Source organism: Tenacibaculum aquaeponti, assembly GCF_052084715.1.
Taxonomy (GTDB): domain Bacteria; phylum Bacteroidota; class Bacteroidia; order Flavobacteriales; family Flavobacteriaceae; genus Polaribacter.
In genome coordinates, this window is sequence record NZ_CP197288.1 from 2,264,914 (window position 1) to 2,290,286 (window position 25,373).

Consider the following 25,373-nt stretch of genomic DNA (forward strand, 5'->3'; position numbering starts at 1 on the left):
TTACTTTTTACCGTCAACAATAATTACAATTTCGCCTTTAGCAGGTTTTTCTGTATAATATGATAGTACTTCTTTTACAGTTCCTCGTTTGGTTTCTTCGAACATTTTTGTCAATTCTCTAGAAACTGAAACCAAACGATCTTCTCCGAAGTATTCAGAAAAGTTCGTTAATGTTTTTAATAGCTTATGCGGACTTTCATAGAAAATCATTGTTCTAGTTTCTTCGGCAAGAAACTTCAATCGTGTTTGACGACCTTTTTTTACAGGTAAAAAGCCTTCAAAAACAAACTTATCATTCGGTAATCCAGAATTCACTAAGGCAGGTACAAAAGCAGTAGCTCCTGGCAAACACTCTACTTCAATATTATTTTGAATACAAGCACGAGTTAATAAAAAACCTGGATCTGAAATTGCTGGTGTACCTGCATCTGAAATTAAAGCAAATATTTCTCCAGCTTGAATTCGCTTTACGATATTCTCAACTGTTTTATGCTCATTATGCATGTGATGCGATTGCATTGGCGTATTTATATCGAAATGCTTTAATAATTTCCCACTTGTTCTTGTGTCTTCAGCTAAAATATAATCAACTTCTTTTAGCACTTTTAAAGCTCTAAATGTGATATCTTCTAAGTTTCCAATAGGTGTTGGTACCAAATACAATTTACTCATACTGCAAAGTTAGTAAAAGTGTTAGTTTGAAATCATTCTAATGAATCAAAAAAAACGAAACACTCAACTTCTTAGTTACAACTTATCACTAACTTTGTCTCATGTCCGAAAAGCTATTAAATACTATTTCACTTCCTTCAGATCTTAGAAAATTAGATACAAAGGAATTGCCTCAAGTAGCTCAAGAACTTCGTAGATTCATTATCGATATTGTAGCTACAAAAGAAGGTCATTTAGGTGCTAGCTTAGGTGTTATCGAACTTACAATAGCGTTGCATTATGTATTTAATACTCCTGAAGATTTATTGGTTTGGGATGTTGGACACCAAGCATACGGACATAAAATTTTAACTGGACGAAAAGATAATTTTCATACCAATCGTCAACTTCACGGGATTTCTGGATTTCCAAAACGTAGCGAAAGTGAGTACGATACATTTGGTGTTGGACATTCTTCAACATCTATTTCTGCTGCTTTAGGAATGGCAATTGCTTCGCAACTAAAAGGTGAATATAAACATCATATCGCTGTTATTGGAGATGCATCGATAGCTAGTGGAATGGCTTTTGAAGCTTTAAACCATGCTGGAGTAACCAATGCTAATCTCTTAGTTATTTTAAATGATAATGCCATAGGAATTGATCCTGCTGTAGGTGCTTTAAAAGAGTATTTAACTCGGGTTAAATCTGAAAGAAGTGATGTTGAACAAGATAATATTTTTGAAGCTCTAAATTTTGATTATTCTGGACCAATTGATGGACATAATTTGGAGGAACTTATTCGTGAATTAAAACGTTTAAAACATATTTATGGACCTAAGTTTTTACATGTTATTACAACAAAAGGAAAAGGATTACGTCAGGCTGAAGAAGATCAAGTAAAATATCATGCTCCTGGAAAGTTTGATAAAGTTTCTGGAGATTTACTTCCGAAACCCAAGAGTATTCAACCGCCAAAATATCAAGATGTTTTCGGAAAAACTATTGTAGAACTTGCAGAACAAAACGATAAAATAGTTGGAATTACTCCAGCAATGTTAACCGGAAGTTCTTTAAAGTTTATGCTAGATAAATTTCCAAACAGAACTTTCGATGTTGGAATAGCAGAACAACATGCAGTTACTTTAGCTGCTGGAATGGCAGCTGAAGGAATTATTCCTTATTGTAATGTGTATTCTACGTTTTTACAACGAGCTTACGATCAAATTATTCACGATGTTGCTTTGCAAAATTTACCTGTGATTTTTTGTTTAGATCGTGCTGGATTAGTAGGTGAAGATGGAGCAACACATCATGGAGTTTTTGATATTGCATACTTACGTTGCATTCCGAATCTAACTATTTTCGCTCCGCGCAATGAAATTGAGTTAAGAAACATCTTATATACTGCACAATTAGGGTTAGAAAATCCTATCGCTATTCGTTACCCAAGAGGAAAGGGAGTTACTATTGATTGGCAATTACCTTTTGATTCGATTTCAATAGGAAAAGGAGCTTGTTTGCAACAAGGAAATAACATAGCTATACTTTCTATTGGTTCGATAGCTAAAAACGTCTCAGATGCTTTAAAATTAACAAAAGAGAAGAATCAAGTTGCACATTACGATTTACGCTTTGTAAAACCACTTGATCAAGAGCTATTACATAGCGTTTTTAAAAGGTTTGATAAAATAATCACAATTGAAGACGGAACTATAAAAGGCGGATTTGGTTCTGCCATTTTAGAGTTTGCATCTACACATGATTATAAAAATCAAATTAAAGTTTTAGGAATACCAGATCAGTTTATACATCACGGTACAGTAGCAGAATTGCATCAAATTTGTGGAATTGATGCTAATACTATTTTATCTGAAATTGAGAATATGATATAAAAATGATCAAGATTGATTGTTTCATAGCTTATAGTAATTTTAAATTAAAAAAAGCGAATCTTTTCAGATTCGCTTTCTAAATATATAAATAATAAATATTTCTTAGTTGTTCAATGCTTCTGCTCCACCAACGATTTCTAAAATCTCATTAGTAATTGCAGCCTGACGTGCTTTGTTATAAGTTAATAATAAGTCGTCACGTAATTCCTTAGCATTATCTGTTGCTTTGTGCATTGCAGTCATACGAGCACCGTGTTCGGCAGCAAATGAATCACGAATTGCTTTGTATAACTGAGTTTTTAATGACTTAGGAATTAATTCTAAAACTATTTCTTCTTTAGAAGGTTCGAAAATATAGTCTAAGCTAACATTTTTATCTCCCTCAACAGGCTTAATAGGTAAAAACTGCTCTACCATTGCAATTTGTGTAGCAGCATTTTTAAATTGATTGTAGATAATTTCGATTCTATCGTAAGTACCTGCAACGTATAAATCCATTAATTGTTGAGCAACTTCAGCAGCATTATCAAAAGTTAAATCATCGAAAATACTATTATTATTTTCAACAACATTATATTCTTTTGATAAAATGTCGTTTCCTTTTTTACCGATAGTTAAAAGGTCAACTTCTACTCCGCTGTATGTTTCATTAATTGTACTAACAGTCTTTTTGATGATAGAAGAATTAAATCCTCCACATAAACCTCTGTTAGAAGTAACAGCAACTAATAAAACTTTGTTTACTTCTCTTTGTTCAGAATAAGCTCCTCCTGTATTTCCTTCTAAAGTTGCACTTAAACTTTGTAAAAGTTCAGTTAATTTAGAAGAATAAGGGCGCATTGCTGTAATAGCATCTTGTGCCTTTTTCAACTTTGCAGCAGATACCATTTTCATGGCAGATGTAATCTGCATTGTTGATTTAATCGAAGTAATTCTGTTACGTATTTCTTTTAAGTTTGCCATCTATATGAACTTAAAATTGTTTGAATTTCCTCATTGATTTCTCAATGAGGAAATATGTTTTAATTATGCTGAATATTTAGCAGAAATCTCTTTAGCTGCTTGTGTTAATACATCAGTAGCTTCATCAGTTAATTTTCCTGATTTTAACGTATCTAATGTATCTCTATGCTTTGCATTTAAGAACTCGATATAATTTGCTTCGAATTCTTTTACTTTATTTACAGGAACATCTTTTAATAAGTTCTTAGAACCTGCATAAATAATAGCGATCTGATCTTCTACAGTAAATGGATCTCCTTGGTTTTGCTTTAAAATCTCAACGTTACGTTGTCCTTTAGAGATTACATTCATAGTAGCTGCATCTAAATCAGAACCAAACTTAGCGAACGCTTCTAATTCACGATATTGAGCTTGATCTAACTTTAACGTACCAGATACTTTCTTCATTGATTTGATCTGAGCAGAACCTCCTACACGAGATACAGAAATACCTACGTTAATTGCTGGACGAACACCCGAGTTGAATAAATCAGACTCTAAGAAAATCTGTCCATCAGTAATCGAAATTACGTTTGTTGGAATATATGCAGAAACGTCTCCCGCTTGAGTTTCAATAATTGGTAATGCTGTTAAAGAACCACCACCTTTTACCTTACCTTTTAATGACTCTGGTAAGTCATTCATTTGAGCTGCAATTGAATCGTCATTAATAACTTTTGCTGCACGCTCTAATAATCTAGAGTGTAAATAGAATACATCTCCAGGATACGCCTCACGTCCCGGTGGACGACGTAATAATAAAGATACCTCACGGTAAGCAACTGCTTGCTTAGATAAATCATCATAAATGATTAATGCTGGACGACCAGTATCACGGAAATACTCACCGATAGCAGCTCCTGCGAAAGGTGCATATACCTGCATTGGAGCAGGATCTGAAGCGTTAGCAGCAACAATAGTTGTATAAGCTAAAGCTCCTTTTTCTTCTAACATGTTAGCGATAGCAGCTACTGTAGAACCTTTTTGACCTACTGCAACGTAGATACAATATACTGGCTCACCTGCATCGTAAAATTCTTTTTGATTTAAGATAGTATCAATAGCAACTGTTGACTTACCAGTTTGACGGTCACCAATGATTAACTCACGTTGTCCACGTCCAATAGGAATCATTGCATCTACAGATTTAATACCTGTTTGTAATGGTTCCGTTACTGGTTGACGATAGATTACCCCAGGTGCTTTACGCTCTAAAGGCATTTCGAAAGTTTCTCCTTCGATTGGTCCTTTACCATCGATTGGGTTACCTAAAGTATCTACAACTCTACCTACAACTCCTTCTCCAACTTTTAAAGAAGCAATTCTTTCAGTACGTTTTACTGTAGAACCTTCACTTACTCCAGTAGATGCTCCTAATAATACAACACCAACGTTATCTTCTTCTAAGTTTAATACGATTCCTTCTAAACCGTTACCAAAATCAACTAATTCACCATATTGTACGTTAGATAAACCGTAAACACGTGCGATACCATCACCTACTTGTAATACAGTTCCTACTTCGTTTAACGTCGCTTTTGATTCAAAATTTGTTAATTGTTCCTTTAAAATTGCTGATACTTCAGCTGGTTTAATTGCTGCCATCTTATATCTTTTGATGTATAATTAAATTTTTGGAATATAATGACTATTGTCAAATTCTCTTCTTAATTCGTTTAATTGGTTAGAGATACTTGCATCATATTGCACATCTCCTACACGTAAAATAAATCCTCCTAAAATATCTGGATTTATTACGTTTTCAATTGTTGCACTGTTTCCAGTAATTTCAACAATCTTCTTTTGGATCTTAGCCTCTAATTCTGAACTTAAAGCAACTGCTGTAGTGACTGTAGCAACTTGCATGTTCTTGTAATAATCGAAAATGATAGTGTATTGCTTAGCAACACTTTCTAACATTGACATTCTTTTATTTTCAGCTAATAAATTAAATAAACCTTTAGCTATACTATTTACTTTGTCTCCAAATAAAGCATCTAATACTTTCTTCTTGTCTGAAGCTTTAATAACAGGGCTCTTAAGCATAGCATCTAAGTCGTTACTTTCAGTAACAGTAGCAGCGATAAGTTTCATATTATCATTTACTTCTGTATCATTTCCTTGCTCTTTAGCTAGGTTTAACACTGCTTTTGCGTAACGTAATGCTGGTCTTGACTGTTTCATTATGCTAAATTAGTTTAAAGTAACGTCTTCTAACATTCCTTCTACAAGCTTTAATTGATCGTCTTGAGAAGCTAATTCTTTCTTTACAACTGTTTCAGCGATACCGATTGAAAGTTCTGCTACTTTTTTCTTTAATTCTGCAATTGCAGCTTGTTGCTCTTGCTTGATTGTTGCCTTTGCATTTTCAATCATCTTAGAAGCTTCTTCTCCTGCTTCTTGCTTAGCATCAGCAATAATTTTATCTTTAATCTCACGAGCTTCTTTCATCATTGCATCACGCTCTGCTCTCGCTTCTTTTAATAATTTCTCATTATCTGCTTGTAGATTTTGCATTTCTTTACGCGCATTCTCAGCTTGATCTAAAGCACTTTGAATGCCCTCTTCTCTTTCATCTAAAGAATTTAAAATTGGTTTCCAAGCAAACTTAGCTAATAAAACTAATAAAACAATAAGAATCACTAGTTGCATAGCGAACAATCCTATTGAAAAATCATTAAAAATATCCATAACTTAATATTTGTATTTATCTTTTTGTTGTTTAATTTTTAAAACATTTCTGCAACCAACCGTTGCAGAAAATGTTTTGTTTTTTGTTTTTAGGAATATTATTTCCCTAAAAGTAAAGCACCGAATGCTAATCCTTCTAATAATGCTCCGATGATGATCATCGCAGTTTGGATTTTACCAGCAGCCTCAGGTTGACGAGCAATTCCTTCCATTGCTTTTCCACCGATTTGACCTAATCCGATTCCTCCACCGATTACGATTAATCCTGCTCCTATTAAATTAAGAGTTCCTGTCATGATACTTGATTTATATAATTAAACAAATTCTTATTCTATATTAATGATGTGCATGATCGTGCTCATGCTCTTCTACTGCCATACCTATAAATAAAGCTGATAGCATTGTAAAAATAAACGCTTGTAAAAACGCCACTAAAACTTCAATTACACTTAAAAACAATGTTAATAAAAATGAAATCCCTGTTGCCCCCACAGTACCAAACTCTGCTTTTAACAACAACATTAAAGCTGCAATACCCATAACAACAGAGTGACCTGCAGTAATATTTGCGAATAAACGCACTAATAAAGAGAAAGGTTTAATAAGGATAAAACCTACTAGTTCTAAAAACGCTAAAATTGGCCTTAAGATTACTGGAACTCCTGGCATCCATAATGTGTGTGCCCAAAAATCTTTTGATCCATTAGTAATGTAAATCACTAAAGTAAATAATGCTAAACAAACTGTAACTGCGATCTGACCTGTTACGTTAAATCCTAATGGAGTTAAGCCCATTAAGTTTAATATCCAAATAAAGAAGAATACTGTTAATAAATAAGGCATAAACTTCTTGTATTTCTTCTCACCTATGTTTGGTCTTGCAATTTCGTCTCTCACATACAACACTAGTGGTTCAAGAACACGACCAACACCTGTAGGAATAGCTCCTTTCTTATACCCTTTAGCTAATGAACGGAAACCCAAAAACATTAACAAACCAGCCAACAACATACCGAAAACACTCTTAGTAATTGAGAAATCTAACACTTTATGTGCATTTGTTGCATGATGAGCTTCATCAAAAGAAACATGCTCAGCACCTGCATCTAACTCATAAATCTTACTATGAATTTTAGCTAACTTCACTCCTCCAGCATCAACTATAACATGTCCATCATCATTATGATGAAACTTAGAAGACATAAAAGTCCTCAAACCTTTGCTCGTCCAAACAATTACTGGTAATGGAAAACCAGCATGTTTTCTTTCACCTGCATCATTCGTATATGAATATAACGAAAAGTCATGTGAATCAGCCAAGTGATGTTTGATGTAATTTTGAATCTCTTCTTTAGTGTTTACCTTTCCTCCGTCATTATCAGAAGATTTTTTTTCACCTCCTCCGGCGAATACGTTTAATGAAGAAAATACTATTGCTAGTATTGCTAAACATTTGATAGGTTTTTTTGCTATCATCATACCTTTACTAAATATAGAATTTATGGTCTCTAAATTTCCGTGCAAAGGTACACATTTAATTAAAACTACAAACTCTTTTTTGGATATAGTTTAATATCCTCTCTAAAACGTTATAGCTTAATTGAATTGCTTCTTATTTAATAACTTAGAAATTGTAATAGCTTCTGTAATTAAAAACAGAAACAATGGCACTACTAAAGATACTCGCTCAGGTCTTGAAAGATTTTCTTTTGCAAATACAGATCCATTAAAAATTAGCACAAACAAACCTATTTTTATAAATATAGAAGCTAAATATGCATAACCCGCTTGGTTTGGTAAAATACTTGCAACAAACTCAACAATTGCATAAACGACGAAAGCTGCAATAACATGAAACAAGTACACTTGTAACAATGAAAAAGAAATAGTAAGTTCCTTTACTAAATAAGAATTTGTAAAATAACTTAATAGAAAAAGTAATACAAGTACTACTGCAAATAAAAGAATACGCTTAATCATTGTCTTTAGAAAAATTAATTACCTGTTTTATTACTGAGTACATGGCAATAAAAACGGCCGCTAAAGTACAAATTTTAGCATATAAGTTGTTTGAGTTAGGGTATTTATTGTCTAGCCATTCACCTAATAAACTTCCAAGGTAAATAGTAATTCCCATTTGAATGGCTATTCCACTAAAACGTGCGTATTGTTTAAGCTGACTTTTGTTTGTCTTTTTTGGCATCAGAATCTTTACTTCCTAATTCTTTAATAGCTCCTTTCATATTGCATGTTGCATTGAATGCAGCTCCAGGTTCAGTAGAAATTTGACCTACATTAACGTTACCAGTTATGTTTGCTGTAGACTTAGCTGTTAAAATATTTGACACATTGAATTCTCCAGAAAATCTTCCTTCAACATCTGCATTATTACATTCTACAGTTCCATTGATATAGCCTTCTTGACCAATGATTACTCTACCATTAGTTTTTAATGTTCCTTCTAGAGTTCCATCTATTCTGAAATCTCCTTCAGAGATAAAATCTCCTGTGATTTTTGTTCCTTTACCAATTACATTTCTACTAGTAGATTTTCTTTCAACTGTATTGTCTTTTTTATTTTTATTACTGAACATAAGGGAATTATTTTAAAAGTTGTATGATTTCATTTGCTTTTTGTCCTTCAATTTGATTTGCATACTTAAATGCAACAAATTCAAGAGCCTTTTTATACTCTTCTTTGCTTTTGTATTTACCAATACACATAGCGCGAAGTAAAGCAAATTTAGCAATTAATTCTGAATTCTCAATTTCAGAACTTAAATTATCTATTTGATTTACAGCCTCTTCATTCATATTGAACTTATACATACTGTAAATATTCTTATATTTTTTATCTATTTCGCTAACTTCTTTTTTAGCAGTTAGCTTTGTATTAGGTTCTACAATAATTTTTGCGAACTGAGAATCAGTATATTTACTTAAAATCAAACTTTTCTTTTCTTCTGATTTTTCACTATCAGCTACAGTTTTGTAAAGCTGATACAAATGATAATTAATTGGCAACTCTAATTCTGGTTTTTCATTAACTACAAGTAAGCGTTCGAATTTTTCTATAGCTAAACTAGGATTTTTGAATTGTTCTTTATAAATTAAACCTAATTGATATAGTGCTTCATTTCTATCTTTTGCTAAAACTTTAAGTTCGTCTTTATCTTCTGGAATAGTTTTTAAATATGTAGCTACTTCATATTTACTATTATCTTTCTTTTTCACTTCTACTTTTTCCTCTTCTTCTTCAGATGGAATAGTTTTGTCTGACCACCTCCAATTATCTTCTAAAGGTCTACTTCCCCAGACTTTAGTAAAAGTTACTTTACCAAAACCTTTTGATTGAGAGTTGTAGAAATACCATTTCCCTTGGTTTCCAACTCCGAAAGAAGTTCCCCCTCCAAATTGGCTTCCAAAGTTTTGAGAATTTGCTAATCTTTGACGTTTTTTCTCCTCTTGCTCTTTTAACTTTTCAATGTATTTTTCAAAATAGGCTGTTCTTTCGCTAGGATTCATTGCCGACAATTTTAAAATACTATCATTAGTTTTTACAATTTCTTCAAAAGATCTTAACTTATCTAAACCTTTCTTTTTTCGTTTTATTCTACGAATCCTTTTTTGATTTTCAAACTCTTCTGAAGTAGCTTGAATCACACTATCGTAAAAAGATCCTGCTAATAAATACTCTTGTTTGTTAAAATAAATATTACCTAAACGTTCATAAGCATAAGTTTTCTGATAATTATTATTCTTTTTAGCTTCTAAAGATTTCAAGTAATATCCTGTAGCTCTATCAATACTATCTCTTTTTTCTTCTAAAACACCCAAATGATAATATAGTTCGTTGTGATACTTTCTATTATCAGAATTTCTAATTAACTTTTTAAATCTTCCTATTAAACCAATACTTGAAGAATCCTTTTCTAGGTTTTTAACTAATTCAATGTAAGCATGGATTTTATATTTTCTTGGAGTCCCTCGATTTCCTGCTAATAATTTAAAAACAGTTCTTGCAGAATCTTTTCGATTTAATTCGCTGTAAATCTGACCAAGAACAAATTTATTTCTATATGATTGCTCGTTGTTAGCTAAACCAATAGATTTTTTTAAGTTATCGATTACTTTTTGAATTGTATCTGTTTTTTCATAAGCCATAGCCAAAGCTGTATGAGCTGCTTGAAGTTGAACTCCTGTTAAATCTTCTTCGTTTTTATCTAAGTCAACTAACAACTTTAATGTTTCAATTGCTAATTTTTCATTTTCTAATCGAACATTGGCCTTAGCGCGCCAAACCTTTGTATCGTAAATTAAATCTGCTTTTGGATAATTAGCTATTATATAATTAAAAGCTTCAATAGCTGGAATAAAACGTTGTGTGTAGTATCTTGATTTCCCTAAAAGTAAATATGCATCGTCTATTTGACGGTTCTTTTCGTAACCCCCAATATTCATTGAATGTTTTTGTATAGCTTTTGTAGCTTTTTCTTCAGCTCTATCGAAAGGAGTAGCTGGTTTACTTTTCTGATCATCTTTATCATCAAATCCACTACCAGGGTTTCCAAACTTTAATTCACCGATATTTCTTTCATCAAACTTTATCGGTTCTAAAGGTAATCTTCTCCAAAAGTTATCGGTATAATTAGTCTCAATATTTTTAATTCCTTTTTCAAAAGCTTGCTCACCATTAAACAACACATTATATTTTGTATTTAATACATGGAAGTTTCTATTAATAACTGTGTCTTTCTTGGTACTACAAGAATACACTACAATTACACTAACAATTAAAGCAAATACTTTGAATAAATTTTTCATATAAAAAAGCTCTACATGTACAACAACGAAATTTAAGCTATTATCGTACAGGTGAGCGTAAAAATAGAAATAAAAACCTAATTTTCTAAGGAAGAAGAAAAATAGCTTTCTAATTCTTTTAAACTAAATGCCGTTGTAGTGAAATCTTTGACTAAATTTCCTTTTTCTAAAACTACAATTCTATCACAAACTTCAGTTACATGACTTAAATCGTGACTAGAAATTAACACTGTAACTCCTTTATTTTCTTTTAGTTTTTTGATGATATTTTTAAGTCTTATTTGAGTTGTAGGATCTAAATTTGCAAATGGTTCATCTAAAATTACCACTTTTGGATTTCCCATTAAAGCCGCTATAATTCCTGCTTTTTTCTGATTTCCTTTACTTAAATCTCTTAAAAATTTCTTTTTCCCTAAGATTTCTCCGTTGAAAAACTCTTCAAATTGTTGTAAAAATGCATGAACATCTGCTTTGTTCATTCCCCTTAATTCACCAATAAATTCGAAGTATTCATTTGGTGTTAAATATCCTATTAAGAAGCTTTCATCTATAAAAGAACCAGTAAATGATTTCCATTCTTCACTTTTATTAACTACAACATTACTACTTGTAATTGATCCAGTAGTTGGTCGAATTAAATCTAAAAGCAAATTAAATAAAGTTGTTTTTCCTGCTCCGTTATTCCCAACTAAACCAAAAGATTCGCCTGTTGGAATATCTAAAGATTGAACATTTAAAACTTCTGTTGATCCGTATTTTTTTGAAATATTTTTTACTTGTATCATAATCAATTTATTTTTTTTGGTTGAAACCGTGTATAGTTGCGTATTTATCTTTTATATATTTTTTTTCTATGAAGTTCATAATTGGATTTTTTAGAAGAATTCCTAATACACCAAAACTTGCAATAGCTAAAATACCTGCATTGAAACCTAAAAAACTACTGGATGCCCAATACAGAATCATAGGAAAACCTGTTAAAGGAATAATGATTAAAAATTGAGTTGCACTTGTACCTTGTGTATTTCCAAAACCACTTGCATCTAAATCTATTCGTTTCCTATTAAAAGACCCTGACCATAATAAAAACAAAGAATTAAAACCTACATTAAAAATTGCTCCTGCAGAAATCATTAAAAACTTATCTACTCCTAAATATAAATATGGAATACTTAATATGTATAAAACAAAAGTTACAGTAGACATAATTAACCATTTACTTTCTAAGAATTTTCTATAACTAATATTTTGAGTCATAATCATCCTGTAATACTCACTATCCCAAGCCGGAATAAATTGCCCATAATTAATGGCAAAACCTCCAGTAACGAATAGTGCAGCAAAAATTAACATAGCTGGATTATCTGCATAAGCTTCTTGAGTAAAAAAGATTAATCCATAAAACAGGAAAATAAAAGACATTAGAAATACTGTTTTAGTTCTTTTGTTTCTCCAAATTAATCGCATTTCATTTTTAATAAAAGGAGCTAAATCACCAAATTTATCTACAAATGATAAGTCACTTGTATTTGCTTCTTTAGTTTTAGTTTGAATAGCATCGTCTAAATACAATTGACTTTTTAACTTTTTATAATTGATCACATAAAAAGTAATTAATAAAACAAATGGGATTAAAACAAAAAACCAATTAGTATACAGGCTATTGAAAATAGCAACGCTAACTCCTGTAAAATCATAAATTCCAAATTGTTGTAAAGCAACAATACTACCCAAAAGCGCAATTAAAACACCAAAAGCAACATTACTTTTATTAGTAATGAAATTTAAGTAGTTTGCTAAGAAAACAATAGTTATAATTCCTGTTAACCAACTTAAGACATTATTTGTAGGATAACCTTCTTTTATTAAGACTAATGAAAATGGAATAAAGAAAAATAAACTAAAAAAATTGAAAAATGATATTCCCGATTTTATAAGTGTGTAGTTAATTAATTTACTCTTTTTAATGTCAAGTATCAACAAGGGTTTAATATTCAACACAGGTAATTTCTGCATTAAATATCTAAAAATTAAATCTCCAATAACATAAAACAATAAAAAACCGTTTACAAATTCAAATGGATCTTTATCTGGAAAATTGTCTTTGATTAAATAAAAACCTCCAATTCCAATACTCAAAAAAGAAAGTATAATCCATAATGCAAAAAGTCCCATAATGACATTCACTACAATTCCTTTTTGCCAAAAGATAGAACGGAAAAATTGTTTCATCTCGAAACTTATAAAACGTGTAAACATAGCGATTCAATTAGTTAGATTTTTACATAAGTAGCTAAAAATTGAATTATGTTACATAAAAAAAGCACCTAAAAGGTGCTTTTTTATATTTCTTTTTAAAACCACTGGCAAATAATACCTCCCATTAACGCAAGAGTAACTATCCAATATCCTGCATTAATTGCTATGTATACAAATGTTTTTCGCTCGAACATAGCCTGAATAGCTAAAATAGGTAAAGCTATAAAAAAGCCTAAAATACTCCCATGTAATAATCCATGTTTAAAAGTTCGAAATCGAGTTCCATAAGTTTCCATTAGTGAAGTGTAAGTATTGTAAGCCTCTCCACTATTATTAATAAAATCTGGTTCTCCAGCTAAAGTAGAATAAATTCCCATTTGATGAATTACAACTGGAAGTAACCCCAATGCTATTATAAAACTTAATACATAAGAAAGACCAAAAATTACAGCCATATTACCACCTTTTAGGTTTTCTTCTGTAAAACTCATCTCTTTCATCCAAGCATTTTTAAATAATGGCCCATACCATATAAAACCTGTAAATAAAGGCACAAGTGCAGCTAGAGCACAAATTAAAAAATTGATTTTCATTGTTTTGTGGGTTTTTAATATTTATTTTATTAAAAGTAAAAAAATATTCTAACTTTCTTTTTTGACATAAAAAAAACCACCTAATTTAGGTGGTTTTTTTATTTTATCTAAGTAGAATTTATTTAATTTTTAAGGATTTTGCTATTGCTTCTAACTCGAAAAGAAAATCTCTTTTATTTACAGATGGAGCATAAGTAAACCCTTCGAAAACTACCAATCTGTTATTCTTTTTATCTACAATTGTATAATTTAAAAAAGGACCAGCCATGAAATCGTTTTTAACTTCCCATTTACCACGTGTTTCATAGGCTTTCTTCCCATCTAAAGTTGTTTCGTATGTAAATGGAGTATAAGCTTGTTCAGTAATCATATACATTCCTTCTCTACTTCCTGGAATAAACGTTTCTCCAATACTGTCTCTAACCGATGTAATATTATCAGCAACTTTAGTTTCATCATCAAGTGGTAAAGAATAAATTAATAAATTATTAGAACCATCTCCTCTTGCAATTCCACTCATCAAATGATGACGCATCCATAAAAAATTATTTAAAGTATCTTGAACCAACTTATAACGTTCAGGAATAATGATATCAATTCCTAAATTTTCTACAGTTTTAAGTTTAGATGCATCTATACGTTCTCTTCTGAAAATACTTTGTGTAAACTTTATATCCTCATCTTTAAATAACTGTATAATTTCTTTACCTCTTGTTTTAATAAGATTTGTTAAATCGTATTCATCACTATATGTTGCTTTTATAACAATTTGAGGTCTTGCATCTATATCTCTTTCTATTGAAATACCAGTAGAATCAGCTTTTTGAAACAATAAAATAGCTTTATTATTTTTAATAAACTTGCTAAAACCAGAATGATCAATTTGATTTACAGAAAGTAATGTTTCTGGCTGTGGTAAACCCACCTGATGTTCACCAAAAACAGTTCTAATTTCATCTCCTGGTTTACCATGCCAATCGGCACTTTTCATTACTACTAAAATCTCATTTGTGTTTCCTGTAGATCTAGGTAAAATTATATCTGATTTATTACTTTTCTTACAACTAAATAGTGCTAAAGAAGCAATAAACAGTATTAATATTTTATTCATAATAGTTAGTTTTTTAGTCTTTTATTTTGTTCAATCAAAAAGTATACCTTTTACATTCTTCTTGGATAAATATATAACCGTTGCCCTGCTCTTAAATTTGAATTTCTCATATTATTCCAACGTTTTATATCTTTTACACGAACTCCAAATTTAATTGCAATTTTACCTAAATAATCTCCCGATTTAACTTTATAACGAATTCTTTTATCCATTTCAAAGTACTTAGGTAAAGGTTTCTCTCTTAATGAATCTTCACTAGCAGCTAATGCATAAATTTCTTTTTCTTTCTCCAAGAAATCAATCATTTTGTTTCTAGGTAAACGTATTGAGAATTTCTTCTTTTTTACAAAAGGTATAATATCGATTTTATACTGTGGGTTTAAAAAAGAAAGCATTTCAGTATCTACATCTATTTTCTCTGCTATTTGATCAAAAGAAACAGTTCTTTTTACCTGAATTGTATCTGTTTGAAAGTTAAATATTTTTGGACTTTCTGGATACAAACCTAACTCATTTGCATATTTAAAAATATACATTGTAGCATAAAACGCAGGAACATAACCAGCCGTTTCTCTTGGTAAAAAAGGTCGAATATTCCAATAATTTCTATATCCTCCAGATCTTTTGATGGCTTTCAACACATTTCCTGGACCAGAATTATAAGCCGCCAAAGCTAAATCCCAATCATTAAAAAGTCCGTGTAAAAAAGTAAGATATTTACATGCTGCAATGGTAGATTTAACAGGATCTTGGCGTTCATCTACATAAGAGTTTACTGCTAACTTATATTGCTTACCTGTTCCATACATAAATTGCCATAGTCCGGTAGCGCCAACTCTTGATTTAATTTGTGGTCTTAACGAAGATTCTACGATCGCAAGATATTTCATCTCTAATGGAATATCATATTGATCTAAGTATCTTTCAAACATTGGAAAAAAGTATTTTGCTCTAGACATTAATGCTGGATAATACTTCTTTCTGTATTTTAAATAGTTATTAATAACACGCTCTAACGCAGGATTAAAAGCTAAGTTAAATGGAGTTTCTTGATTAATTAATGCTAATCGTTCTTTTAGTAATTCTGGTGTAACGACAGGTGTTACATTAGTTACTAAATCTTTGTCGTTAATAATATACGGTACACTATCGAAAAGTGGAGAATATAGTTTTGCTTCCACTAACAAACTATCTATTCGTTTTAAATCATCGTTTGTATAATGTTCCTTTACAATCAATTTCTTTTGAGGAATTGAATCTGTAACTTTTACAGATTTAATAGAATCAACTTTTGTAGCTATTTCTAATATTTCTTTCGTTCGCTGAATAGAATCTTTAGAAACTCCTTGAGCAAAAAGATTAGCAATACTAAATAGGCTTAAGACAAAGAACTTTTTCATTAAAATGTATACGTGACTAAAATTGAAATTCAACGGCAACTGGACAATGATCAGAATGTTTTGCTTCTGGTAAAATATAGGCTCTAGAAATCTTTTCTTTTAACGGTTCTGTTACCATACAATAATCTAATCTCCAACCTTTATTATTAGCTCTTGCATTCGCTCTATAACTCCACCAAGAGTATTCTTGACGTTCTGGATTTAAATAACGGAAGCTATCGATAAATCCACTATTGATAAACTTACTTAACCATTCTCTTTCTTCAGGAAGAAAACCTGAAACTCCTTTCATTTTTGGATTATGAATATCTATCGCTTCATGACAAATATTATAATCTCCACAGATCACCAAATTTGGAATCGTTTTTCTTAATTCTGTAGCATATTCTAGGATTTCATCCATGTAGTTGAATTTAAAATCCAATCGTTCACTATTGGTTCCTGAAGGTAAATACATACTCATAATAGATACTTCATCGTAATCTACACGAATATTTCTTCCTTCAAAATCCATAGATTCTATACCTGTGCCATAAGCTACATGATTAGGTTCTTTTTTACAAAAAACAGCAACACCAGAATATCCTTTTTTTTCTGCAGAAAACCAATATTGATACGGATATCCCGCAGCTTCAAAATCTTCAGCATTTAATTGTTCTTTTTGTGCTTTTGTCTCTTGAATACAAATTACATCTGGATTAGCAGCTTGCAACCACTCTAAAAAACCTTTTTTTAATGCAGCACGAATTCCGTTTACGTTATATGAAATTACTTTCATTCTGTTTTCTTATTAGAATCTAACTTTAAAACAAAGCAATCTTACCATAATAAGATTGCTTATAATTATATTTTTTATTTATTTAAATATCCATTTCTGGAACGTCTCCATTCACAACCAAAGTTCCTTCAGTTGCAGCTTGAATTTCCTCTACAGAAACTCCAGGAGCTCTTTCTACCAAATGGAAAGTATTATCTTTAATTTCTAAGACTGCTAGGTTTGTTACAATTTTAGTTACACAACCAACACCCGTTAATGGCAAAGAACATTTTTTTAATAGCTTAGATTCACCTCTTTTATTGGTGTGCATCATGGCTACGATAATATTTTCAGCAGAAGCAACTAAATCCATTGCTCCTCCCATTCCTTTTACCATTTTTCCTGGAATTTTCCAGTTTGCAATATCTCCATTTTCGGCTACTTCCATAGCTCCTAAAATGGTTAAATCAACATGTTTTCCTCTAATCATAGAAAAACTTGTTGCAGAATCAAAGAAACTTGCACCTGGTAAAGTCGTTATCGTTTGTTTACCGGCATTAATAATATCTGCATCTTCTTCTCCTTCAAACGGGAATGGTCCCATTCCTAAAACACCGTTTTCACTTTGAAATTCAACTTCTATATCTTCACGTACAAAATTGGCTACTAATGTTGGAATTCCGATTCCTAAGTTTACATAGTATCCGTTTTTTACTTCTTTTGCTATTCGTTTTGCTATTCCGTTTTTATCTAAAGCCATGATTAGTTTCTTTGTCTTACTGTGCGTTGTTCAATTCTCTTTTCATATTTTTCTCCCTGAAAAATACGTTGTACAAAAATTCCTGGAATGTGAATTTGATTTGGATCTAACTCACCAACTGGAACTAACTCTTCTACCTCGGCAACAGTAATATTTGCTGCTCCACACATATTCGGGTTGAAATTTCTCGATGTACCTTTGAAAATTAAATTTCCAGCAGCATCACCTTTCCAAGCCTTAACAAAGCCAAAATCTGCTTTAAATGCAGGTTCTAAAACATACATTTTTCCGTCGAACTCTCTAGTTTCTTTACCTTCTGCTACTTCTGTTCCGTAACCTGCAGGCGTATAAAATGCAGGAAAACCAGCTTGAGCCGCTCTACATTTCTCTGCTAAAGTTCCTTGAGGTGTTAACTCTACTTCTAATTCTCCAGAAAGCATTTGACGTTCGAATTCGTCATTTTCTCCTACATAAGAAGAAATCATTTTTTTTATTTGACGATTCTGTAATAATAATCCTAAACCGAAATCATCTACTCCGGCATTATTAGAAATACATGTTAAATTGTTTATTCCTAATTTTACTAATTCACTAATAGCATTTTCAGGAATTCCACATAATCCAAAACCTCCTAACATTAAAGTCATTCCACTTGAAACGCCTTCTAATGCTTCTTGGACATTATTTACTTTTTTATTAATCATTTATGATTCAGTTGTTTGTTGTTTTTTTACGATTTAAAAGTCATCTGCATCACCATCTTTCTTTTCTTCATTTCCTTTTTCGTCTTTCTTTTGTTCATGTTTTTCACAATCTACATTAATAGAAAGATCATTAGGTTCTTCAAAATCAGCCTTACTGATATTTAAACTTTTATCTTCATAACATTTACGCATAAAAATAGCCCAAGTTGGTAAGGACATAGAAGCTCCTCCACCTTTATCTAAACCGATAAAATGTGTAGAACGATCTTCACCACCTGTCCAAACACCAGTAGTTAAATTTGGAACTGTTCCCATAAACCAACCATCTGATTGATTTTGCGTTGTTCCTGTTTTTCCTGCAATGGCATTATTAAAACTATATGGATAACCAGTAATATATTTTGGCCTATTATATGTCGTTCTTAATCTTGCTCCAGAACCAAATTTAGTAACTCCTTCCATTAAATTTAGTACAACATAAGCAGATTCTTCACTAAGTACTTCTTTAGTTTTTGGAACAAAAGTTTCTAACACTGTACCGTTTTTATCTTCGATTTGTGTAATAAACATTGGTGTTACACGCATTCCTTTATTAGCGAATGTCGAATATGCACTCGTCATTTCTAATAAGGTTAAATCAATAGCTCCTAATGCTATAGAAGGATTTGCTTGAAATTCTGTAGAAATACCAGCAGACTTTGCTAAACGTGCAACATTAATAGGTGTAACTTCATCAATTAAACGAGCTGTGATTACATTTACAGAATTTGCTAACGCTCTTTGTAAAGTTAATTCTCCTCCGTATTTATTTCCTGCATTTTTTGGAGTCCAATCGTCATCCATTCCATATTTTTCTTTAGGAATTGTATATGGTGTATTTGGTAATTTATCGCAAGGAGATCTTTTTAATTGGTTTATTGCAGTTGCATACACGAAAGGTTTAAAAGTAGAACCTACTTGACGTTTTTGTTGTTTTACTGCCTCGTACTTAAAATGTTTATTATTAATTCCACCAACCCAAGCTTTGATATGACCTGTTTGTGGTTCTATAGAAACTAAACCAGAACGTAAAAAATATTTATAATAACGAATAGAATCGTAAGGTGTCATTACTGTATCTCTATCACCTTTCCATGAGAAAACAGACATTTCAGTTTTTGTATTAAAAGCCTTTTCAATCTCTTTATCAGATTTTCCTTCAGCTTTCATTCTTTTGTAACGATCAGAGTTTGTTTTTGCTCTGTTGATAATTTTTCTAATATCATCTCGCTCTATATCGTAAAATGGTGCATTCTTATTCTTTTTATGCTCTGCGAAAAAATATTTTTGAAGATTCGACATATGCTCTGTCATAGCTTCTTCAGCGTATTGTTGCATGCGAGAATCTATAGTAACATAAACTTTTAATCCATCTTTATAGATATCATACAACTCACCATCAGCTTTTGGATTTTTCTTTACCCAATCTTTCAAGAACTTTTTTAAATGCTCTCTGAAATACGTTGCTAAACCGTCACTATGGCTCTCTGGAGTAAATTTAATTTTTAAAGGTAGCTTTTGTAAAGAATCTTTCTCTTGCTCGGTAATAAAACCATTCTTATACATTTGAGCAAACACCACATTTCTACGATTTAGTGATTTTTTCTTTGAAATCTTTCTATTTGGATTAAACTGACGTGGATTTTTTAACATTGCAACAATAATTGCTGACTCTTGTAAATCTAAATCCTTAGGTTCTTTACCAAAATAAATACGCGCAGCTGAACGAATACCTACAGCATTAAAAATAAAATCTTGAGTATTTAAATACATCGTAATGATTTCTTTTTTTGTGTACTGTCGTTCTAGACGAACTGCAATCACCCATTCTTTTACCTTCTGAATTATTCTTTTTATCTTATTTGAAGATGCTCTTTTAGTAAATAAGTTTTTAGCTAATTGTTGGGTAATTGTACTTGCTCCTCCACCTTTTCCTAACTTAGCAACAGCTCTAGCCAAACCTCTAAAATCAATACCAGAATGTTCATAAAAGCGTTCATCTTCAGTAGCTACAAGAGCTTTTACTAAGTTCTCAGGTAAATCTTTATATTTTATTGGAGTTCTATTCGCTTTTAAATAATATTTTCCAATTGTTTTTCCATCAGAAGAAATGATTTCTGTAGCTAAATCATTCTTAGGGTTTTCTAATTCTTCAAAAGTTGGTAATTCACCTAAAGCTCCCCAAGACGCTAATAAAAACACTAGGCATATTGATAAAATACCTCCTAGTAATAATCCCCAAAACCATTTAATTAAGATTCTAAAATTCACAGTCTTCTTTTCACTCATAATTTATTCAATTTCTTCAATTCTAAATCCTACATCAGTAATTCCTTCAAGCTCTTGTACACCTGATACTTCTCCATTTTTTCTCATGGCTTGAAAAACTTGAAATTGATATTCTCCTGCTGTAGGAAACAATATTTGCTCTTTATAAAACAGTTTGTTTTCTTTTATTTCAGAAAAACCAGTTCCTAAAAAATTTCCTTTTTTATCAGTCATATCATACTCTAAAGTATCTGTCAGAAAATGACCATCTGGAAACTTTAACTTTGTAATTAGAAAAAGATTGCTAAACTCGTAATCGTTATTATTTCTAATATTGATAAATAAATTCTTATTTACTAAAGTATCTTTTACTGTAAATTGAAAAGATACTGGTGTGTTAATTTCCCATTTTCCTTTGTTTACAGTTCTATAATTATCAAAAATCCCTTTGGAATCACAAGAAGCCAAAACCAGTAGTATTAATAGCTTATATACTATACTTTTACTGTTTATTAGTCTTTGCATTTTTGTTCCCGTTATTGTTTCTTCTTTTATTATTTCTTCGTTGGTTCGAATTCTGTTTATTATTGTTGTTGTTCTTTGGAGTATTCTGATTATCCGGTTTTCTGTTCGGATTTCTCTTTTTGTTTTGCTGTGTTTTTTGATTCGAATTTTTCTCTTGGTTATTTACCTGTTTTGTATTCTTTGGTCTAGGCTTCTGCTTTTGTCCTTGCTTTGGCGCTTGTTTTTTAGAATTATTATTAGGTGATTTTTGATTTGAGTTAGAATTCGAATTGTTCTTTTGATTCTGATTCCTTCTTCTTCGCTTATTACGGCGTGGTTTTTTAGGAGTATCGAATCGAGTTAAACTATCTTGACCAACAACATTTTCAAAACTAATCTCTACTTCCTCTTCTATCTCAGAAGCATAATCTTCTAGCGGAGAACCTAATTCATTACCTTCATTCAATTCAATGATTTCGGTAACTTGATCTAAAGAAAGTTTGAACCACTTCATCTTTTCTTCTTTATATGTGTACCAAAGCAGCTTTTTAAAGATGTCCATTTTCACAAAAATAGCCTCTCCTTTCTCTGTTTTTAAAACTACATCTTGTTTAGGAAAAGATTCTAATGCATCTAAATAAGAGTCTAACTCAAAGTTTAAACAACATTTTAATTTCCCACATTGACCAGCTAGTTTTAAAGGATTTAAAGATAATTGTTGATATCTTGCAGCAGCGGTATTTACTTTTCTAAAATCTGTTAACCAAGTAGAACAACATAATTCTCTACCACAAGAACCGACTCCGCCTAAACGTGCTGCTTCCTGACGCATTCCTACTTGCTTCATTTCAACTCGAATAGAAAATGCTCCGGCTAAATCTCGTATTAACTGACGAAAATCTACACGATCATCTGCAGTATAATAAAAAGTAGCTTTATTTCCATCTCCTTGAAATTCAACATCAGATAGTTTCATTTTTAAGCCAAGCTTACTAATTATCTCTCTACCTTTTCGTTGTGTTTCTAATTCTCTACCTCTTGCTTCTTGCCAAACATCTATGTCTTTTTGAGTAGCCTTACGATAGATCTTTTTTACATCTTCACTATCTTGTTCTACCTTACGTTTTTTCATCTGCACTTTTACAAGCTCACCTGCAAGTGAAACGATACCTATATCGTGACCTGGTGAACCTTCTACAGCAACCACATCTCCCATAGAAATTCTCATCTTAGGATTACTCTTGTAAAAATGTTTTCTTCCGTTTTTAAAACGTACTTCGTATATATTAAATGGAGCTTCACCTGTTGGTAAAGTCATGTTTGATAACCAATCAAAAACAGCTAATTTATTTCCACTACCGCATGTTCCCGTACCGCAATTTCCGTTACTCTTACATCCTTTAGGAACGCCATTCTTGTTAGTTGAGCAACTGCTACAACCCATAATTTATGTATTTGTGTAATAACTTTTTAAATCTGATGTAAACATCAGCATCAAGAAGTTAATTATATTTATTTGATTTTCAATTAGATAAAAAAATGTGATTTTTTCCTTATCGATTTGTAAATATAGTCATTCTAAAGGAATGTGAAAATCCGTTTACTCATTGAAACTGCTAGTTTCCTAAAAAGGTTTTACAAATTATGATAGCTTTTTCTAAATTAATAGGTAATGCATCATTATTCCAAGGGTGTTTAGCTCCAAAAACATGATTTGCATTCTCTATTTTATGATACTCACCCAACTCATTCCATTGATATAAATTTTCTGCCTCTGTTATAGCTATTGATGTGTCTGCATCACCATGAATAATACAAAATGGAATTTTTAGATTTTTTACCGCTCGTTTAATAGTTAATCGATTTTCATTAGCGATAAAGTCTTCATAAAACTGATAAAAATGTGGCATTTGTTGACCTGTTCTCCCATTTAAAATATATTTAACACCTTCTCTTTTCCAAGACTCTAACTCACCTGTAGTTGCTGTTCTTTTTTTGAAATCTGAAACTCCAGCTAAAGAAATCACTTTTTTTACTCTATGATCTTCTTCAGCTTTAATACAAACAATTCCGCCTCCTCTACTATGGCCTAAAAGTGAGAAAGAACTTTCATTTATTTCATCTTTAAACTGCTTTTCTTGTAAACACCAATTAATAACATTATCAAGATCATCTAGTTCTTTTGAATAATTGTTATTTCCAAAAGCTTTTAAATCTCCAAATTCTAAGGGGTTTTCTGGAGTAGTTCCATTATGAGAAAAATTAAATTTCACAAAAAAGAAACCAGCTTTCGCAAAAGCTTCTGCCATTAAATCCCAAGCTCCCCAATCTTTAAAACCTTTATAACCATAACAAAAAATTATCACATCTTTTTTTTGATGATTGGATTCATAGAACACATCGAGTAAAATTGGTTTTTCAAATGCGCTTGGTATTTTGATGTTTTTAATTTTTTCCATTGATATTTTTTTCAGAACATCCACAAAATACAAAAGCTCATCTAAAAAGATGAGCTTTTATTATTTATTAGAAAAAAAGGATGATTTTTAAATTACTCCCTGGGCTAACATTGCATCTGCAACTTTAACAAAACCTGCTATGTTTGCTCCTTTAACATAGTCAACATAACCTGTTTCATCAGTACCATATTCAACACAAGCTTTATGAATATTTTCCATAATATCTTTAAGTTTCGCATCAACTTCTTCACGAGTCCAACTTAAACGTAATGAATTCTGACTCATTTCTAAACCAGAAGTTGCTACTCCACCTGCATTAGATGCTTTTCCTGGAGCGAATAATACTTTTTCTTTATGGAATACTGCTATTGCTTCTGGTGTAGAAGGCATATTTGCTCCTTCACTTACACAAACACATCCATTATCAATTAAAATTTGTGCTTCTTCTCCATTTAGCTCATTTTGAGTAGCACATGGTAAAGCGATATCACATTTCACTCCCCAAGGACGCTCTCCTTTAAAAAACTTAGCAGAAGGATATTTATCCACATATTCATGGATTCTACCTCTCTTAACATTCTTTAATTCCATTACAAATGCTAACTTTTCAGCATCTATTCCATCTTCATCATAAATGTATCCAGAAGAATCTGATAATGTAACTACTTTAGCACCTAATTCGGTTGCTTTTTCACAAGCATATTGTGCTACGTTACCAGAACCAGAAATCGTTACTGTTTTTCCTTCAAAAGAATCTCCCTTAGTTTTTAACATACTATCAGCAAAGTATACAGTTCCATATCCTGTTGCTTCTGGCCTAATTAAAGATCCTCCCCAACTAGCTCCTTTACCTGTTAAAACTCCAGTAAATTCGTTTCTTAGTTTTTTATACATACCGAACATGAATCCTATTTCTCTTCCTCCAACTCCAATATCTCCAGCAGGTACATCTGTGTTTGGACCAATATGTCTGAATAACTCACCCATAAAGGCATGACAGAAACGCATGATTTCGTTATCTGATTTTCCTTTTGGATCAAAATCAGAACCTCCTTTTCCACCACCCATTGGTAATGTTGTTAATGAGTTTTTAAATACTTGTTCAAAAGCTAAAAACTTTAAGATACTAGCATTTACAGTAGGGTGGAAACGTAATCCTCCTTTGTAAGGCCCGATAGCTGAGTTCATTTGAATTCTATATCCTCTATTCACCTGAATTTCACCATTATCATCTACCCAGTTTACTCTAAAAGAAATTAATCTCTCAGGCTCAACCATTCTTAATAATATATTTTTTCCATGATAAATATCATGCTTAACAATATATGGTATAACAGTTTCTGCTACTTCTTGTACAGCTTGCAAAAATTCTGGTTCATGACCGTTACGTTGTCTAACCAGATCCATAAAGGCCTTTATTTTAGATTCCATAATTTAACTATTCTAAAAATGTTTT

The 25,373-nt window shown here is 31.5% G+C and carries 25 protein-coding genes; 1 reads left to right on the top strand and 24 read right to left on the bottom strand.

What is annotated here, in order from left to right; all coding sequences use genetic code 11:
- Positions 1 to 672: a 16S rRNA (cytidine(1402)-2'-O)-methyltransferase gene (gene rsmI / locus ACSIGC_RS10145; protein ID WP_442264709.1), complete on the bottom strand. Its 672-nt coding sequence runs from the start codon at positions 670 to 672 to the stop codon at positions 1 to 3.
- A gap of 101 nt (positions 673 to 773) precedes the next feature.
- Between rsmI and dxs the strand changes: the two genes are divergently transcribed.
- On the top strand, positions 774 to 2,546 hold the full coding sequence (gene dxs, locus ACSIGC_RS10150; protein ID WP_442264710.1) for a 1-deoxy-D-xylulose-5-phosphate synthase: 1,773 nt from the start codon (positions 774 to 776) through the stop codon (positions 2,544 to 2,546).
- Between the two features lie 102 nt (positions 2,547 to 2,648).
- Here dxs and atpG read toward each other — a convergent pair whose 3' ends face one another.
- From atpG to gdhA, 23 genes are all read right to left on the bottom strand, one after another.
- Entirely contained in the window at positions 2,649 to 3,509 is an 861-nt protein-coding gene (gene atpG, locus ACSIGC_RS10155) for an ATP synthase F1 subunit gamma (RefSeq protein ID WP_442264711.1), read from the bottom strand.
- Between the two features lie 63 nt (positions 3,510 to 3,572).
- A complete protein-coding gene (gene atpA / locus ACSIGC_RS10160; protein WP_442264712.1) occupies positions 3,573 to 5,153 on the bottom strand; it encodes a F0F1 ATP synthase subunit alpha in 1,581 nt (526 codons plus the stop codon).
- A gap of 21 nt (positions 5,154 to 5,174) precedes the next feature.
- The gene (gene atpH, locus ACSIGC_RS10165; protein WP_442264713.1) at positions 5,175 to 5,732 is read right to left on the bottom strand and encodes an ATP synthase F1 subunit delta; all 558 of its coding nucleotides are present in this window, start codon (positions 5,730 to 5,732) and stop codon (positions 5,175 to 5,177) included.
- A gap of 9 nt (positions 5,733 to 5,741) precedes the next feature.
- Positions 5,742 to 6,239, bottom strand: a complete 498-nt coding sequence (locus tag ACSIGC_RS10170) for a F0F1 ATP synthase subunit B (protein WP_442264714.1) — start codon at positions 6,237 to 6,239, stop codon at positions 5,742 to 5,744.
- A gap of 98 nt (positions 6,240 to 6,337) precedes the next feature.
- The gene (gene atpE / locus ACSIGC_RS10175; protein ID WP_348743266.1) at positions 6,338 to 6,535 is read right to left on the bottom strand and encodes an ATP synthase F0 subunit C; all 198 of its coding nucleotides are present in this window, start codon (positions 6,533 to 6,535) and stop codon (positions 6,338 to 6,340) included.
- 40 nt (positions 6,536 to 6,575) lie between these two features.
- Positions 6,576 to 7,718, bottom strand: coding sequence for a F0F1 ATP synthase subunit A (gene atpB, locus ACSIGC_RS10180; RefSeq protein WP_442264715.1), 1,143 nt, complete (start codon positions 7,716 to 7,718; stop codon positions 6,576 to 6,578).
- Positions 7,719 to 7,835: 117 nt separating this feature from the next.
- Positions 7,836 to 8,219: a DUF6168 family protein gene (locus ACSIGC_RS10185; protein ID WP_442264716.1), complete on the bottom strand. Its 384-nt coding sequence runs from the start codon at positions 8,217 to 8,219 to the stop codon at positions 7,836 to 7,838.
- A complete protein-coding gene (locus ACSIGC_RS10190; protein ID WP_442264717.1) occupies positions 8,212 to 8,442 on the bottom strand; it encodes an AtpZ/AtpI family protein in 231 nt (76 codons plus the stop codon). Before ACSIGC_RS10190 ends, ACSIGC_RS10185 begins: the two co-directional genes overlap by 8 nt.
- Positions 8,411 to 8,833 (bottom strand): bactofilin family protein, encoded by a 423-nt coding sequence (locus tag ACSIGC_RS10195; RefSeq protein ID WP_442264718.1) that lies wholly within the window; start codon positions 8,831 to 8,833, stop codon positions 8,411 to 8,413. Before ACSIGC_RS10195 ends, ACSIGC_RS10190 begins: the two co-directional genes overlap by 32 nt.
- A gap of 7 nt (positions 8,834 to 8,840) precedes the next feature.
- Positions 8,841 to 11,063 (bottom strand): type IX secretion system periplasmic lipoprotein PorW/SprE, encoded by a 2,223-nt coding sequence (porW, locus tag ACSIGC_RS10200; RefSeq protein WP_442264719.1) that lies wholly within the window; start codon positions 11,061 to 11,063, stop codon positions 8,841 to 8,843.
- A gap of 77 nt (positions 11,064 to 11,140) precedes the next feature.
- The gene (locus tag ACSIGC_RS10205; RefSeq protein ID WP_442264720.1) at positions 11,141 to 11,848 is read right to left on the bottom strand and encodes an ABC transporter ATP-binding protein; all 708 of its coding nucleotides are present in this window, start codon (positions 11,846 to 11,848) and stop codon (positions 11,141 to 11,143) included.
- Positions 11,849 to 11,855: 7 nt separating this feature from the next.
- Entirely contained in the window at positions 11,856 to 13,295 is a 1,440-nt protein-coding gene (locus ACSIGC_RS10210) for a DUF5687 family protein (protein ID WP_442264721.1), read from the bottom strand.
- Positions 13,296 to 13,417: 122 nt separating this feature from the next.
- Positions 13,418 to 13,915 (bottom strand): DUF1761 domain-containing protein, encoded by a 498-nt coding sequence (locus tag ACSIGC_RS10215; RefSeq protein ID WP_442264722.1) that lies wholly within the window; start codon positions 13,913 to 13,915, stop codon positions 13,418 to 13,420.
- Between the two features lie 118 nt (positions 13,916 to 14,033).
- Positions 14,034 to 15,026: a DUF4837 family protein gene (locus ACSIGC_RS10220; protein WP_442264723.1), complete on the bottom strand. Its 993-nt coding sequence runs from the start codon at positions 15,024 to 15,026 to the stop codon at positions 14,034 to 14,036.
- Positions 15,027 to 15,076: 50 nt separating this feature from the next.
- Positions 15,077 to 16,426 carry a transglycosylase SLT domain-containing protein gene (locus tag ACSIGC_RS10225; RefSeq protein ID WP_442264724.1) on the bottom strand — a complete coding sequence of 450 codons (1,350 nt, stop codon included), beginning with the start codon at positions 16,424 to 16,426 and terminating at the stop codon, positions 15,077 to 15,079.
- A gap of 16 nt (positions 16,427 to 16,442) precedes the next feature.
- Entirely contained in the window at positions 16,443 to 17,204 is a 762-nt protein-coding gene (locus ACSIGC_RS10230; protein WP_442264725.1) for an exodeoxyribonuclease III, read from the bottom strand.
- A gap of 82 nt (positions 17,205 to 17,286) precedes the next feature.
- Entirely contained in the window at positions 17,287 to 17,943 is a 657-nt protein-coding gene (locus tag ACSIGC_RS10235) for a CoA transferase subunit B (protein ID WP_299676118.1), read from the bottom strand.
- A gap of 2 nt (positions 17,944 to 17,945) precedes the next feature.
- Positions 17,946 to 18,647 carry a CoA transferase subunit A gene (locus tag ACSIGC_RS10240; RefSeq protein ID WP_442264726.1) on the bottom strand — a complete coding sequence of 234 codons (702 nt, stop codon included), beginning with the start codon at positions 18,645 to 18,647 and terminating at the stop codon, positions 17,946 to 17,948.
- 33 nt (positions 18,648 to 18,680) lie between these two features.
- Entirely contained in the window at positions 18,681 to 20,975 is a 2,295-nt protein-coding gene (locus ACSIGC_RS10245) for a penicillin-binding protein 1A (RefSeq protein WP_442264727.1), read from the bottom strand.
- Positions 20,976 to 20,978: 3 nt separating this feature from the next.
- Positions 20,979 to 21,479, bottom strand: a complete 501-nt coding sequence (locus ACSIGC_RS10250) for a gliding motility lipoprotein GldH (RefSeq protein ID WP_442264728.1) — start codon at positions 21,477 to 21,479, stop codon at positions 20,979 to 20,981.
- Positions 21,457 to 22,902, bottom strand: a complete 1,446-nt coding sequence (locus ACSIGC_RS10255; protein ID WP_442264729.1) for a PSP1 domain-containing protein — start codon at positions 22,900 to 22,902, stop codon at positions 21,457 to 21,459. The genes ACSIGC_RS10250 and ACSIGC_RS10255 overlap by 23 nt, the downstream gene beginning before the upstream one ends.
- Before the next feature lie 172 nt (positions 22,903 to 23,074).
- A complete protein-coding gene (locus ACSIGC_RS10260) occupies positions 23,075 to 23,917 on the bottom strand; it encodes an alpha/beta hydrolase family protein (RefSeq protein WP_442264730.1) in 843 nt (280 codons plus the stop codon).
- 87 nt (positions 23,918 to 24,004) lie between these two features.
- Positions 24,005 to 25,348: an NADP-specific glutamate dehydrogenase gene (gene gdhA / locus ACSIGC_RS10265; RefSeq protein ID WP_442264731.1), complete on the bottom strand. Its 1,344-nt coding sequence runs from the start codon at positions 25,346 to 25,348 to the stop codon at positions 24,005 to 24,007.
- Positions 25,349 to 25,373: the final 25 nt, after the last annotated feature.

What these genes read in the sequence shown, in the direction of transcription:
- rsmI (WP_442264709.1), bottom strand. Translation starts at nt 672, where the DNA reads ATGAGTAAATTGTATTTGGTACCAACACCTATTGGAAACTTAGAAGAT.
- dxs (WP_442264710.1), top strand. Translation starts at nt 774, where the DNA reads ATGTCCGAAAAGCTATTAAATACTATTTCACTTCCTTCAGATCTTAGA.
- atpG (WP_442264711.1), bottom strand. Translation starts at nt 3,509, where the DNA reads ATGGCAAACTTAAAAGAAATACGTAACAGAATTACTTCGATTAAATCA.
- atpA (WP_442264712.1), bottom strand. Translation starts at nt 5,153, where the DNA reads ATGGCAGCAATTAAACCAGCTGAAGTATCAGCAATTTTAAAGGAACAA.
- atpH (WP_442264713.1), bottom strand. Translation starts at nt 5,732, where the DNA reads ATGAAACAGTCAAGACCAGCATTACGTTACGCAAAAGCAGTGTTAAAC.
- ACSIGC_RS10170 (WP_442264714.1), bottom strand. Translation starts at nt 6,239, where the DNA reads ATGGATATTTTTAATGATTTTTCAATAGGATTGTTCGCTATGCAACTA.
- atpE (WP_348743266.1), bottom strand. Translation starts at nt 6,535, where the DNA reads ATGACAGGAACTCTTAATTTAATAGGAGCAGGATTAATCGTAATCGGT.
- atpB (WP_442264715.1), bottom strand. Translation starts at nt 7,718, where the DNA reads ATGATGATAGCAAAAAAACCTATCAAATGTTTAGCAATACTAGCAATA.
- ACSIGC_RS10185 (WP_442264716.1), bottom strand. Translation starts at nt 8,219, where the DNA reads ATGATTAAGCGTATTCTTTTATTTGCAGTAGTACTTGTATTACTTTTT.
- ACSIGC_RS10190 (WP_442264717.1), bottom strand. Translation starts at nt 8,442, where the DNA reads ATGCCAAAAAAGACAAACAAAAGTCAGCTTAAACAATACGCACGTTTT.
- ACSIGC_RS10195 (WP_442264718.1), bottom strand. Translation starts at nt 8,833, where the DNA reads ATGTTCAGTAATAAAAATAAAAAAGACAATACAGTTGAAAGAAAATCT.
- porW (WP_442264719.1), bottom strand. Translation starts at nt 11,063, where the DNA reads ATGAAAAATTTATTCAAAGTATTTGCTTTAATTGTTAGTGTAATTGTA.
- ACSIGC_RS10205 (WP_442264720.1), bottom strand. Translation starts at nt 11,848, where the DNA reads ATGATACAAGTAAAAAATATTTCAAAAAAATACGGATCAACAGAAGTT.
- ACSIGC_RS10210 (WP_442264721.1), bottom strand. Translation starts at nt 13,295, where the DNA reads ATGAAACAATTTTTCCGTTCTATCTTTTGGCAAAAAGGAATTGTAGTG.
- ACSIGC_RS10215 (WP_442264722.1), bottom strand. Translation starts at nt 13,915, where the DNA reads ATGAAAATCAATTTTTTAATTTGTGCTCTAGCTGCACTTGTGCCTTTA.
- ACSIGC_RS10220 (WP_442264723.1), bottom strand. Translation starts at nt 15,026, where the DNA reads ATGAATAAAATATTAATACTGTTTATTGCTTCTTTAGCACTATTTAGT.
- ACSIGC_RS10225 (WP_442264724.1), bottom strand. Translation starts at nt 16,426, where the DNA reads ATGAAAAAGTTCTTTGTCTTAAGCCTATTTAGTATTGCTAATCTTTTT.
- ACSIGC_RS10230 (WP_442264725.1), bottom strand. Translation starts at nt 17,204, where the DNA reads ATGAAAGTAATTTCATATAACGTAAACGGAATTCGTGCTGCATTAAAA.
- ACSIGC_RS10235 (WP_299676118.1), bottom strand. Translation starts at nt 17,943, where the DNA reads ATGGCTTTAGATAAAAACGGAATAGCAAAACGAATAGCAAAAGAAGTA.
- ACSIGC_RS10240 (WP_442264726.1), bottom strand. Translation starts at nt 18,647, where the DNA reads ATGATTAATAAAAAAGTAAATAATGTCCAAGAAGCATTAGAAGGCGTT.
- ACSIGC_RS10245 (WP_442264727.1), bottom strand. Translation starts at nt 20,975, where the DNA reads ATGAGTGAAAAGAAGACTGTGAATTTTAGAATCTTAATTAAATGGTTT.
- ACSIGC_RS10250 (WP_442264728.1), bottom strand. Translation starts at nt 21,479, where the DNA reads ATGCAAAGACTAATAAACAGTAAAAGTATAGTATATAAGCTATTAATA.
- ACSIGC_RS10255 (WP_442264729.1), bottom strand. Translation starts at nt 22,902, where the DNA reads ATGGGTTGTAGCAGTTGCTCAACTAACAAGAATGGCGTTCCTAAAGGA.
- ACSIGC_RS10260 (WP_442264730.1), bottom strand. Translation starts at nt 23,917, where the DNA reads ATGGAAAAAATTAAAAACATCAAAATACCAAGCGCATTTGAAAAACCA.
- gdhA (WP_442264731.1), bottom strand. Translation starts at nt 25,348, where the DNA reads ATGGAATCTAAAATAAAGGCCTTTATGGATCTGGTTAGACAACGTAAC.